Genomic DNA, 10,903 nt, shown 5'->3' on the forward strand with positions numbered 1-10,903 from the left:
CCCCCCTTGACCATGTTGTGAGAAATAGCTACATTCGCGCCAATGCATCGGAAAGCCCTGCGTAACATCTCTTGGATCAAGGGCGCGCTTAAAGAGTTCGGCCGCTTTCCCGAGGACGCGCAGGACCAGGCGACCGACGCCCTCACGGCAATTGCCGAGGGTGACACGCCAGACATCGCTAAGCCCATGACCGGTTTGGGTTCGGGTATATGGGAACTGGCGATCAAGGAACGGGGAGACGCCTTCCGGGTGATCTACGCCCTCCAGCTCGACGACGACATTTGGGTGGTTCACGCCTTCCAGAAGAAGTCTAAGAGCGGGATCGCCACCCCGAAGCAGGAAATCGACCTGGTGCGCGAGCGCATCAAGCGTTTGAAGGAGGCGCTGCAATGACCGACGATGACGACTTCGAGATGATCCGAGGCACCGGCAACGTCTATGCCGACCTTGGTATGAAAGAACCCGAACAGCGCCAGCTCCGCGCGATCCTGGCGGCCGAGATCAGCAAGACGCTGGCGACCGACAATCTGACGGTGCGTGCGGCCGAGAAGATCACCGGCGTCGCCGCAGCCGATTTTTCGCGCATCCGTCAGTCCAAGCTCAAGGGCTTCACCATCGACCGGTTGATGACGATCCTCGATCGGCTTAATCGCGATGTGCAGGTGTCTGTATCCGTGCTGCCGCGCAAGGCGGACGGGCAAGCAGGGTTTCACCTTCTCCCGGCCTGAAATGCTCGACTAGGCCATCGAGGCGGTGTGTTCCAAGTTCGACGACCTGCCGCCGCTAGTCTGGAAGCCCCTTATCGACGAGGCTGTTGTGGCGACGCGGCGAGCGCCGAAATCCGCGAACAGCAAATAGGGTCTGGCGCCTGCCGCTGCGCGGCACCGCCGCTCTCAGTCGCTTCGCTCCCCAAGCCCGCAAGCGGTCTTGGCCCTGCCGGGTTCCGATCGGCTGGCGGGGCGAGGATCCGCGCAGCGGATCGCCGCCTTGACGTGGGCGCATGATTCGTCCACACGTGAACGTGTTCACAAGTACACACGTTCACGTGTTCAGGGGTTCACATGAAGGTCATTACCGTCATCAGCCAGAAAGGCGGCGCGGGCAAGACGACTCTGGCGATCCACCTAGCCGCAGCCGGTGCGGGTGCGGGGCTTACCGCGTTGATCCTCGACACCGACCCGCAGGCGACCGCGAGCCACTGGAGCGAGTGGCGCGGATCGTCGGACCTAGAGGTGGTCGATTGTGCCTCCCCTCCCCTCTTGCCCCGCAAGCTTCAGCAGGCCGCCGAACTGGGGGCCGACCTGGTGGTGATCGACACCCCGCCCCATGCCGACATCATGGCGCGGGAAGCCTGCAAGGTCGCTGACCTGGTGCTGATTCCGTGTCGTCCGCAAGCCTTCGACCTCAAAGCCGTCGAGATGACGGCCGAGCTGGTGCAGGCGAGCGGCAAACCCGCGTTCGTGTTGTTCATGGGCGGCCCCCAGCGCGCGCCGACAACCTACCGGGATGCCCGCGAGCTGATCGAGGGTAGCGATGGCGTCGCCGGCATGGGCGTGGACGTTGCGCCCGTCATGCTCACCCAGCGGGCGATCTATCATCACAGCACGGCGCAGGGGAAAACCGCGATCGAGCTGGAACCCGAAGGCAAAGCGGCGGAGGAAGTTGCCGCGCTATGGGAGTGGACAAGTAAACAGGTGAACGTGTCCACACGTTCACGAGTGAACAACGAGCGGGGCGCGGCATGAGCAAGTTCGGCGCAATGAAGCAGCAGCGGGCGGAGAAGGCTGGCGCGATCGGCGACAGCCCAGACCAGGCGACGGCGACGGTCGCCACCCGCGCCCAGACCCGGCAGGGCAAGAAGGCGGTGAGCGCCTATTTCAGCCCTGAGGTCAGTCGCGGCCTCAATATGCTGGCGGCCGAGCAGGGGACGACGTTGCAGGCGCTCCTTGGCGAAGCCATCGACCTTCTTATGCGGCAGCATGGCAAGCATCCGTTTGGCGAGCGGTAGCTGTCCACGCGTGAATATGTGAATGTGTGAACACAGAAATTAGGAGCTTGGGGGTGGCACGATCGACAAACGCCAGAAAGCCGGCCGGGACGGCAGCGCAGGCCGACGAACCGATGCTGCCGATCGAAGCGCCGCGCCGTCAGCGCAACCGCATCGGCAAGAAATCGATCGCTGGCCGGTTTGATCCGGCGGTTGCCCGAGCGTTCGCGATCCTTGCTGTCAAGGAGGACAGCACGATCGAGGCGATGTTGACCGAGGCCGTCCTCGACATTCTCCAAAAATACAATCAGCCAATCGAGAAGTGAACAGGCTCACGTGTGAATGTGTGGACACGTGGACAATAGACCTATTGCACCAGCCTTATAGAGCACACTTCCCAACGCTATAGGAATCTGACAGGCTTTGGTGTCGGCGAACTCGTTCGCCGATTCGTCGTGGCGATCATAGCGGGTGGCACCGCTAGGGCCAAAACGACGAAAGCCCGGCTTGGCGGCCGGGCTCTCGGAAAGTCTGATGGGCGGGAAGCCCGTGTTCTGTCGCAGGAACAGCCTCCCGCAGATCGGACGTGAAGTCAACTCGAAAACGCTGTTTTCGAGAACGGGAGAGCTATGTCCATGTGGGATTGCCGCCAGCAGCCGGGCCGACCGATCGACGGGAGGTTCCCATGCAAACTGTATTCGAGGCCCTGGGAGGGGCGACGAGAGGGCGACGACCGGGCCGTCAGACCGGCCAGCGGGTCCATCGCTACAGCCGCACCGAGGAGGGCCGGGAAGGGCGGTTCTGGCAGCCGTTCAATCCCAAGAATGTCGCCCGGTTCATGCAGGCGGCCGAGAAGTATGATCGGGTGAAACGGCTTGCCCACCGGCGCGAGCGCAACAACCGCGAGAACGGGGCGATCGGCCATGTCGGGCTTGAGGTATTGCGCGAGCTGCTACGCCTGATCGACTACAAGACAGGCCGGCTCGATCCGGCGATAGCGACGCTGGCGCTTCGCATCGGCCGCTCGATCGCGGCCGTGGTGGACGCGCTAAAGCGGCTCAAGGCGCATGGCTTCCTCGATTGGTTGCGCCGCTATGTGCCGACCGGCAACGCGGGGCTGCGCGGCCCCCAGGTCAAGCAGACCTCGAATGCCTATCGTTTGATGCTCCCGCCGCAGGTTGAGCGCGGCATGACCGCACCACCGCCAGAGGATGACAGCGATCGGCGACGGGTGGCGGCCGAGGAGGGCAGGGCGATGATCGCCGCGCTCCCCCTTGATGAGCAGCCAGCCCAGCTCATTGACGATCCCGGCCTTGCCGCGATTCTTGCCCGGCTCGGGCGAGGGATCATGGACCAAGAACGTGATTCAGAGAGGCAGAATGAATCCCGGCAGAGTTAGAAATATACAAGTGGAATTGGCCTAACGGCCAATGCGTAGTTCACTTCGTGCCGCCTACGGCGTCACAAGGGCGGCGCAAGCGCCGCTGGCTAGGCGGAAAAGAAGTGGGGCAGGTGGCGACGGAATCACCCGCTACGGCCGCTCAGGAAAGCCGTGAGGGCAGGAGAGGGGCTTTCGACGTGTCATGGGCGCCGATGACGGCAAACTCCACCAGCGAGGTTTAAATCGACCCGGTGGTTTGCGGCCGAACTAGCCGCCCCAATCGTTCACGCCGAATCGAACCGCCCGGCGAACTCGCGATCGTCATAGTAACGCAGCTTGCCGGCGATGATCGGCCGCTGCCCGGCGAGGAACAGGAGCTGGCGATCGGGGCGGAGTGTGCGGACTTCATCGGGAGTGAGCAGGGCGCGGCCGACATGCTGCTGCCCAAAGGACAAGCCGCTTTCCTCCGCGTCGATCGCGCGGCTCATGGTCTCGAACACAACGGTTTCCTGCCCCGCCAGATCGGAGACCAGCTTGGCGCTGTCCTGATCGTTGACCCCGAACACCTGGAGGACGCCGGCGTTCGACAGGAAGGTTCCGGCGCGCTGCCCGTAGAGTGCGCGGAGCTGGTGAACGTCCTGCAGGATCGGCCAGAGCTGGACGCCGTAACCCGCCATCAGCCCCATCGCACGTTCGACCGGTTCGAGACGGCCGAGCGCCGCGAACTCGTCGAGCAGAAACAGCACCGGCCAAGGCGGGCGACCCGGCGCGCGCGCCAGCTCGGTCAGGGCTTGGGCCACCATCAGCCGCAGCCAGCGCGCATAGCTGGCGAGCCGATCGGGCGGCAGCACGAGGAACACCGTCGCGGCTGCATCCTTCAGCCCGGCGAACGTAAAATCCGAGCCGCCCAGCACCGTCGCCATGCGTGGGGAGTCGAGGAAGTGGGTATGGCGTTGCGCGGCCGACAGCACGCCGGCCGCTTCGCGGTCGGACTTGCCGAGCTGGCGATTGGCGGCGCGCGCGACCAGGCCACCTTGCGCCTGCATCGCGGCCAGCTGCGCCGCCAATGCGGCCGGGGCGAGCGTCAGCCGGTCGCGTAGCGTGTCCAGGGTGCGGAGGCCAAGCGGTTCGGTGGTGACGATGTGGAGCAGGATGCCGGCGATCAGCGCCTTGGCTTCCTCATTCCAATGCGCGTCGCCAGCTTCACCGGGTGCGTCATGAACCAGTGCATCGGCGAGCGTCATGCAATCGTCGGCGAGATCGAGGCTGTGCGGGTCGACGCGATCGAGCGGGTTGAACGCGGCCGAGGCGAGGCCCGTGACGCCGAACGGATCGAGGACATGGACCGCGCCGAACTTGCCGCGCTGGCGCGCGGCGATGCGGGCGTTCTCGCCTTTGGGGTCAATGCAGACGACCGCGAAGGGATATTCGAGCAGGTTGGGAATGATCGTGCCGACGCCCTTGCCGGTGCGGGTGGGTGCGATCGTCAGCAGATGGGCGGGACCGGCATAGCGCATCGGCTTGCCGGTTTTCACGTCGCGACCGATCAGCAGACCGTGATCGTCGTTGAGGGCTTGGGCTTCCCCGGCTGTGGCAAAGCGGGCCGAACCATGCGTGTCGGCGCTATCACCATAGTCGAACCGGCGAAGCAGGGGCAGGACGAACATCCAGGCCGTGACCAGGACCACGGCACCGCTGATCCCGAATACGCCAAGCTGAGCGACAGCGCCGTTCTTATCGAGGCCGAAATACCAGATCGCCAGCATCAGCAGGAGGAATAGCGCCACGAACAGCACCATGGCGAACAGGACCACGCCGATGATGTGCCGGGCGAACCGGAAAGGGGCGAGCAAGATGCCGAACAAGGCCCACATCGGGTTGGCACGGGCGGTGCGGGCGAGATTACGGGTGGCGCGCGCAAGGCCCATGCTACTTCCCCAGCGGGAGCGTAATGACCGGGGCGTCGTTACGCTCGGAATATCTCAAGATCAGAATACGATAGCGTTCTGCAAAGGCGAGCACATCAAAAACCCGGTCTCTCCTGATCGCTCGGCTCCAATGCTTGCAGCGTGCGGATCGGAGCAAGCATCCTCGCCAGCGCGTCGGACAGGTCTTGGATGCGACATTCAAGGTCTGCCGCCAGGTCGAACATTTCTTCGGCCATGACCGGATCGGTTTGCGCATCATTGACGAAGCGCATGGCTAACCCGTGCAGGCGCAGCAGGTCGTGCCGCATCTCCGGTGCATTGAAATTATCGCCTTTAAGGTGATCGCGCATCACGTCCAGATCATCCACCGTCCGCAGCAAAGGGCCTGTGTCGAAGGACGCAATCTGTTCATTCCGATCGACGGTTTTGGGCATCATGTCGTCCGTTGAATAGGCGTGATCGATAGAGACCGATCGGCGTCGGGATGATCGAGCAGCCGGAGCAGGATTTGCGAGACGAGGGGAGGGGGCACGCCCTCGTCCAGCATCATCGCGAAGAACGCATCGTCGTTGGGCGTCGGGATCATGTCCTCGATGACCAGGTTAGCGCGCGAGTCCGCCATGTCCTCGTGCCACATGGCGATTTCCGCCGGCGTGCCGCGTACGAAATCCATCGCGCGGACTTGCCTACGGATTGCCTCCATATCGAAATCGCTCATTGCGCTTCGCTCCCTTCAGCTTCCGCATCGAACGCGCGTTTTCCGCGTCTTTTCCACAGCGCCAGCATGTTGCCGGCTTCGTCGCCGCGACCACGCCCGGCAAGATCGAGCAGCGCGCCGTAAAGGGTGGCGCGATCGTCGTCCGTCAGCTCAACCAAGCCGGCTTTCTGGACCAGCCCGCCCAGCTCAATCAGGTGGCGCGTTCGTTCGCGACGCTGCACGACCCAGCCCCTGCTATCCGTTCGCCGTTCCGCCGCTTCCGCCCGCAGCGTTGCCGCCCGGTTCAGTCGCAGCGCCCGATCCATCGATCGCAGCAACGCCGCCACCTTTGCGCCCACGCCGTTGAAAGAAAGCCACGCCCTTCGCGCGCCATGCCTCCTTCGCGCTTGCATCCTTCGATCCAATCGCATCGAGCAGAACACCGGCGAGGGTTTCCGCATCGAGGGCATCAGCTCCGGTCGCGGCGACGAGCTGGCCTAGCTGTTCGACTCGCTTCGCTTTCAAAGCGCGGGCCTTGTCACCCAGCGCTTTCAGCTCGGCGTCGTAATCGCGAACCTTCCGCATCGTTCTCACCTTTCCGCGTATCGGTCGGCAGCATCTTAGCGTTATCGGCATGAGGGTAAAGGCAGAACGACCAGAAAATGTCATCAAGTCAGTCACGAGGAGCGAAGCGGATTGTGAGTGCGCGCTTATACGTCGTTGCCGACGTGCGCTAAATAAGGCAGTATCGCGAGCGTCATGGCGATCTACCACTTCTCCGCCAAGGTTGTGAGCCGCGCGAACGGATCGAGCGCCGTTGCGAGCGCTGCCTATCGTTCCGCGTCCGAGCTGCACGACGATCGGCTGGGGCGTAACCACGACTTTAGCAACAAGGCGGGCGTGATCCACTCCGAGGTGATGTTGCCGCAGGGTGCACCGGAGCGTTTAAACGACCGCACAACGCTGTGGAACGAGGTGGAGGCAGGCGAGAAGCGCAAGGACGCGCAGCTTGCCCGCGAGGTGGAGTTCTCGATTCCGCGCGAGATGAACGAGAAGCAGGGCGTCCAGCTCGCCCGTGATTTCGTGCAACGCGAGTTCGTGAACCGCGGCATGGTCGCGGACCTCAACGTGCATTGGGACCGGGCCGAGGACGGCAGCCCGAAGCCGCACGCGCACGTCATGCTGGCGATGCGCGAAGTCGGACCGGACGGGTTCGGCAATAAGGAGCGCGACTGGAACCGGGGCGAGCTGTTGCAGCACTGGCGGGAAGCGTGGGGCGCACACGTCAACGAGCGGCTGACGGAGCTTGGGATCGACGCACGGATCGACCATCGCTCGTATGCCGACCAGGGTATCGCGCTGGAGCCGCAGAACAAGATCGGGCCGGCGGCATCGCGGCGACCGGGGCAGGGGCTGGAAGCCGAGCGGATCGAGGATCACGACCGCATCGCGCGGGAGAACGGCGAGAAGATCATCGCCGATCCCAAGGTGGCGCTGGACGCGATTACGCGCACGCAGGCGACGTTCACGACCCGCGACCTGGCGGTGTTCGCTTTCCGGCATTCGGACGGCAAGGATCAGTACGACCGGGTGATGGCGGCGGCGAAGGGTTCGCCCGAGCTGGTGGCGTTGGGCCGAGACGGACGCGGCGACGAGCGGTTCACGTCACGCGATATGATTGCGGTGGAGAACCGGCTTGAGCGTGCCGGCGACGAGCTGGCAGGGCGAAACGAGCATGGTCTCCCGGCGCAGGCAATCGAGGGGGCGATCACGCGCGCCGGGAGTGAAGGACTCGTGCTCGGGGAAGAACAGCGAGCCGCATTGGAGCATATAGTGGGGCCGAGCGGCATCGCCAATGTGGTCGGCTATGCCGGCACCGGCAAGTCGGCGATGCTGGGCGTCGCGCGCGAGGCGTGGGAGGGGGCCGGCTACACGGTGCGCGGCGCGGCTCTATCCGGCATCGCGGCCGAGAACCTTGAGGGCGGCTCCGGCATCCAGTCCCGCACGATCGCCAGCCTTGAACACGCATGGGGGCAAGGGCGCGAGCAGCTAGGCCCCAAGGACGTGTTGGTCGTGGACGAGGCCGGCATGATCGGCTCGCGCCAGATGGAGCGGGTGCTTTCCCAGGCGCGCGATGCCGGGGCCAAGGTCGTGATGGTCGGCGATCCCGAGCAGTTGCAGGCGATCGAGGCGGGCGCGGCGTTCCGGGCCATTACCGAGCGGCACGGCGCGGCCGAGATCACCGAGATCAGGCGGCAGCGCGACGACTGGCAGAAGGAGGCGACGCGCTCGCTCGCTACTGGTCGCACGGCCGAGGCGATCCATGCCTATGACGGTCGCGGCATGGTCCGCGCGGCCGACACGCGCGAGGCGGCGCGGGGCGAGCTGGTCGACGGTTGGGATCGTGCGCGCCAGGCTGACCCGGACAAGAGCCGGATCATTCTCACCCACACCAATGCCGAGGTGCAGAGCCTCAATGGCGAGGCGCGCGACCGGTTGCGCGCGAGCGGCGACCTTGGCGACGACGTTACGGTCAAGGCCGAACGCGGCGACCGCCAGTTCGCGACCGGCGACCGCATCATGTTCCTTCGCAATGAGCGGGGCATGGGGGTCAAGAACGGCACGCTGGCGACGATCGAGCGGGTATCGCCCGAGGGCATGGCGGTGCGCCTCGATGACGGGCGCGGGGTCGCGTTCGACACCAAGGACTATGCCCATGTCGATCATGGCTATGCGGCGACGTTCCACAAATCGCAGGGGGTGACGGTCGATCGCGCGCATGTTCTCGCCACGCCCGGCATGGACCGCCACAGCGCCTATGTCGGTCTGTCGCGGCACCGTGACGGCGTGCAGCTTCATTATGGCCGCGACGACTTCGCCGATCAGCGCCAGCTCGCGCGCACGCTGTCGCGCGACCGGGGCAAGGACATGGCGGGCGATTATGCCCGTGAGGGTGCCACGGCCGAGCAGGACCAGGCGCGCGCGTTCGCCGATCGGCGCGAGATCCGGTTCCCGGAACTCGCGCGCCAGGTGGCGGAGAGGGTCCGCGACAAGGCCAGGGGCATGTTCGCCGGGTTCCGGCCGAGAACGCCAGAAGCGGAGACCCCGGGTTCTCCGCGTGAAAGCACGAGTCATCCGGACCAGGATGTGGCGATCCGGCGCTATGCGAAGGCTGCGGTCGATATCGCGGGCATGGAGGAGAAGGGGCTGCCGGTCCTACCGCATCAGCGGACGGCGCTGGCGCGGGCCGGGGACGCGTTGGACCAGGTGCGTCACCACGGCGCGCGCGACCTCGCTTCCGCGATCGAGCGCGATCCGAAGCTGGCACGCGACGCCGCCGGCGGCGACACCCGTGGAACGTCTCAGGCGATGACCGAGGAGGCGCGGGTCCGCACCGACCCGCAGCTCCGCGCCGGGCGGTTCATGGAGCGTTGGCGGGCGCTGGAGAACGATAATGGTGGAGCCGGCAGCGGCCCGGCCGTGGTCGCCAGGACGGAGATGATTGCCGGGCTGCGCCACGATCCGGCGTTGCGCATGGAGCTGGCGCGGCGCGCACCCGAGTTGGGGCTGGACCGCGACCGGCAGCAGTCGGTCGAGCAGGTGCTGCAACGTCAGATCGAGATGCAGCGCGCACGTGATCGGCAGCAGGATCGCGGGCTGGGCCGGTGATGCGGAGTAGGCCGTATATGGTCGGAGGATAGCAGGGTTGGCGAGGATAGTCCGTTACGGGGTCTTGGCGGCAGTCCTGTGCGCAGCGGGACTGGCAACCGCCGGGCTACTCCTTCTCACTTTATCGAAACTGATCGACCTCTTGCATGGGTAGGGGCTGACAGATGGCGGACGGCGACGACGAAGCGGCACGGGCGTTCGATGCTTTGCGCGCGGAGGTGTCCCTGATGCGCCGGGCCGTTGAGCGGTTGGCGGCCGAGCGCGCCGAGGTGCCGGACGTGCCGGACTATTCCGAGACGCTGGGCGTCATTTCGCAGAACCTCTCCGCGACCGCGCAGCGGGTCGATGCGCTGGTGAAAAGCCCGGCCTTGTCGCTCACGCCCGAGGAAGCCGGCCGGCAGATCAACGCGGCCAGCTTCACAGGTCGCCGTGAGGACCATCGCCTGTTCCTCGCTGCCAAGCAGGGGATGGACGAGGTGGCGGCACGGCTTGGCCGGCATCTGCAATCCGACATCGCGGCGGGGGAGCAGCGGCGTCGGCTCGGCTATGCCGGCCTGATCGGATTGGTGGCGGGCATGGCGGTATGGGCGATCCTTCCCGGCGGACTCGCGCGCGCCATGCCGGAGAGCTGGCATTGGCCGGAGCGGATGGCGGCACGCACGGTTGGGCTGCCGATGTGGGATGGCGGGCAGCGGTTGATGGCGGTCGCTTCTCCCGACGCCTGGCGCGGGATCACCGGAGCCGCCACCCTGGCGCGCGACAATCGCGACGCGATCGGCGCGTGCCGCACCGCCGCCGCGAGGGCGAAGAAGGCGGTGCGTTGCACGATCGAGGTAAAGGCGGAGGATTGAGGATGGAGGCTCCCGCGCTGGACCGGGACGCGCTGTTGGCGCTGCTCGACCGGATGCTTCGCGCGGAGGCGGTAACGGACGCGCCGCCGGCGGCCGAGCATGGCGACTGGCTATACGGCAGCGCCGGGTTCACCGAACCCGATGAGCATGGCTGGATGGCACCCCTTCCCTCGACCGACGAGTGGGTGCCACGGGCTTTGGTGTTCTGGCGCATGGCGATCCTATCGGATTCGCCGGCCAGCGACGAACAGATGCGCGATCCTCGCCATTCGCTGGCACGCTGGCCGGCGATCGAGTGTGCGGTACAAGCGTACATTGCTGGATCGGTATAATCCCGGACGCTCCCGCGCCGTGGCGGCGAAGGCACGAGGCCGATCTTCTCATAGTGGC

14 protein-coding genes are annotated in these 10,903 nt (G+C 65.6%); 9 read left to right on the plus strand and 5 right to left on the minus strand.

The features are described 5' to 3' along the window. Nucleotides 1-42 precede the first annotated feature (42 nt). The 6 genes from AC1MH0_RS23855 to AC1MH0_RS23880 all read left to right on the plus strand — a co-directional run bounded on the left by AC1MH0_RS23855 (nucleotide 43) and on the right by AC1MH0_RS23880 (nucleotide 3,386). Entirely contained in the window at nucleotides 43-393 is a 351-nt protein-coding gene (locus AC1MH0_RS23855) for a type II toxin-antitoxin system RelE/ParE family toxin (protein ID WP_066704234.1), read from the plus strand. Beyond that, the gene (locus AC1MH0_RS23860; protein ID WP_066704232.1) at nucleotides 390-728 is read left to right on the plus strand and encodes a helix-turn-helix domain-containing protein; all 339 of its coding nucleotides are present in this window, start codon (nucleotides 390-392) and stop codon (nucleotides 726-728) included. The genes AC1MH0_RS23855 and AC1MH0_RS23860 overlap by 4 nt, the downstream gene beginning before the upstream one ends. 333 nt (nucleotides 729-1,061) lie before the next feature. Further along, the gene (gene parA, locus AC1MH0_RS23865) at nucleotides 1,062-1,745 is read left to right on the plus strand and encodes a ParA family partition ATPase (protein WP_066704229.1); all 684 of its coding nucleotides are present in this window, start codon (nucleotides 1,062-1,064) and stop codon (nucleotides 1,743-1,745) included. Beyond that, the gene (locus AC1MH0_RS23870) at nucleotides 1,742-2,008 is read left to right on the plus strand and encodes a ribbon-helix-helix domain-containing protein (protein ID WP_066704224.1); all 267 of its coding nucleotides are present in this window, start codon (nucleotides 1,742-1,744) and stop codon (nucleotides 2,006-2,008) included. The genes parA and AC1MH0_RS23870 overlap by 4 nt, the downstream gene beginning before the upstream one ends. Nucleotides 2,009-2,121: 113 nt before the next feature. Next, nucleotides 2,122-2,313: a ribbon-helix-helix domain-containing protein gene (locus tag AC1MH0_RS23875; RefSeq protein ID WP_010189081.1), complete on the plus strand. Its 192-nt coding sequence runs from the start codon at nucleotides 2,122-2,124 to the stop codon at nucleotides 2,311-2,313. A gap of 359 nt (nucleotides 2,314-2,672) precedes the next feature. Further along, nucleotides 2,673-3,386 (plus strand): replication protein A, encoded by a 714-nt coding sequence (locus tag AC1MH0_RS23880; RefSeq protein WP_236559431.1) that lies wholly within the window; start codon nucleotides 2,673-2,675, stop codon nucleotides 3,384-3,386. Between the two features lie 266 nt (nucleotides 3,387-3,652). Here the strand turns inward: AC1MH0_RS23880 and AC1MH0_RS23885 are convergent, their stop codons facing one another. The 5 genes from AC1MH0_RS23885 to AC1MH0_RS23905 all read right to left on the minus strand — a co-directional run bounded on the left by AC1MH0_RS23885 (nucleotide 3,653) and on the right by AC1MH0_RS23905 (nucleotide 6,578). Next, on the minus strand, nucleotides 3,653-5,296 hold the full coding sequence (locus AC1MH0_RS23885) for a type IV secretory system conjugative DNA transfer family protein (protein ID WP_480966497.1): 1,644 nt from the start codon (nucleotides 5,294-5,296) through the stop codon (nucleotides 3,653-3,655). A gap of 95 nt (nucleotides 5,297-5,391) precedes the next feature. Beyond that, nucleotides 5,392-5,733 carry a transposase gene (locus tag AC1MH0_RS23890; protein WP_159513438.1) on the minus strand — a complete coding sequence of 114 codons (342 nt, stop codon included), beginning with the start codon at nucleotides 5,731-5,733 and terminating at the stop codon, nucleotides 5,392-5,394. Further along, complete coding sequence (locus AC1MH0_RS23895; protein ID WP_159513437.1) at nucleotides 5,730-6,014, minus strand: hypothetical protein; 285 nt, start codon at nucleotides 6,012-6,014, stop codon at nucleotides 5,730-5,732. The genes AC1MH0_RS23890 and AC1MH0_RS23895 overlap by 4 nt, the downstream gene beginning before the upstream one ends. Next, nucleotides 6,011-6,235, minus strand: coding sequence for a conjugal transfer protein TraD (locus tag AC1MH0_RS23900; protein WP_133192513.1), 225 nt, complete (start codon nucleotides 6,233-6,235; stop codon nucleotides 6,011-6,013). Before AC1MH0_RS23900 ends, AC1MH0_RS23895 begins: the two co-directional genes overlap by 4 nt. Before the next feature lie 13 nt (nucleotides 6,236-6,248). Then, a complete protein-coding gene (locus AC1MH0_RS23905) occupies nucleotides 6,249-6,578 on the minus strand; it encodes a conjugal transfer protein TraD (protein ID WP_133192538.1) in 330 nt (109 codons plus the stop codon). A gap of 174 nt (nucleotides 6,579-6,752) precedes the next feature. Here AC1MH0_RS23905 and traA point away from each other — a divergent pair, with 174 nt between their 5' ends. The 3 genes from traA (at nucleotide 6,753) to AC1MH0_RS23920 (ending at nucleotide 10,845) form a co-directional block, all read left to right on the plus strand. Beyond that, nucleotides 6,753-9,662 (plus strand): Ti-type conjugative transfer relaxase TraA, encoded by a 2,910-nt coding sequence (traA, locus tag AC1MH0_RS23910; RefSeq protein ID WP_480966498.1) that lies wholly within the window; start codon nucleotides 6,753-6,755, stop codon nucleotides 9,660-9,662. Nucleotides 9,663-9,826: 164 nt separating this feature from the next. Further along, nucleotides 9,827-10,513 (plus strand): DUF6118 family protein, encoded by a 687-nt coding sequence (locus AC1MH0_RS23915; RefSeq protein ID WP_480966499.1) that lies wholly within the window; start codon nucleotides 9,827-9,829, stop codon nucleotides 10,511-10,513. A 2-nt stretch (nucleotides 10,514-10,515) separates the two neighbouring features. Beyond that, nucleotides 10,516-10,845 (plus strand): hypothetical protein, encoded by a 330-nt coding sequence (locus AC1MH0_RS23920; protein ID WP_480966500.1) that lies wholly within the window; start codon nucleotides 10,516-10,518, stop codon nucleotides 10,843-10,845. Nucleotides 10,846-10,903: the final 58 nt, after the last annotated feature.

Source organism: Sphingomonas sp. AP28 (assembly GCF_056680455.1).

Bases quoted from the DNA above. Each gene is read 5' to 3' on its own strand.
- AC1MH0_RS23855 (WP_066704234.1), top strand. From the start codon at position 43: ATGCATCGGAAAGCCCTGCGTAACATCTCTTGGATCAAGGGCGCGCTT.
- AC1MH0_RS23860 (WP_066704232.1), top strand. From the start codon at position 390: ATGACCGACGATGACGACTTCGAGATGATCCGAGGCACCGGCAACGTC.
- parA (WP_066704229.1), top strand. From the start codon at position 1,062: ATGAAGGTCATTACCGTCATCAGCCAGAAAGGCGGCGCGGGCAAGACG.
- AC1MH0_RS23870 (WP_066704224.1), top strand. From the start codon at position 1,742: ATGAGCAAGTTCGGCGCAATGAAGCAGCAGCGGGCGGAGAAGGCTGGC.
- AC1MH0_RS23875 (WP_010189081.1), top strand. From the start codon at position 2,122: ATGCTGCCGATCGAAGCGCCGCGCCGTCAGCGCAACCGCATCGGCAAG.
- AC1MH0_RS23880 (WP_236559431.1), top strand. From the start codon at position 2,673: ATGCAAACTGTATTCGAGGCCCTGGGAGGGGCGACGAGAGGGCGACGA.
- AC1MH0_RS23885 (WP_480966497.1), bottom strand. From the start codon at position 5,296: ATGGGCCTTGCGCGCGCCACCCGTAATCTCGCCCGCACCGCCCGTGCC.
- AC1MH0_RS23890 (WP_159513438.1), bottom strand. From the start codon at position 5,733: ATGATGCCCAAAACCGTCGATCGGAATGAACAGATTGCGTCCTTCGAC.
- AC1MH0_RS23895 (WP_159513437.1), bottom strand. From the start codon at position 6,014: ATGAGCGATTTCGATATGGAGGCAATCCGTAGGCAAGTCCGCGCGATG.
- AC1MH0_RS23905 (WP_133192538.1), bottom strand. From the start codon at position 6,578: ATGCGGAAGGTTCGCGATTACGACGCCGAGCTGAAAGCGCTGGGTGAC.
- traA (WP_480966498.1), top strand. From the start codon at position 6,753: ATGGCGATCTACCACTTCTCCGCCAAGGTTGTGAGCCGCGCGAACGGA.
- AC1MH0_RS23915 (WP_480966499.1), top strand. From the start codon at position 9,827: ATGGCGGACGGCGACGACGAAGCGGCACGGGCGTTCGATGCTTTGCGC.
- AC1MH0_RS23920 (WP_480966500.1), top strand. From the start codon at position 10,516: ATGGAGGCTCCCGCGCTGGACCGGGACGCGCTGTTGGCGCTGCTCGAC.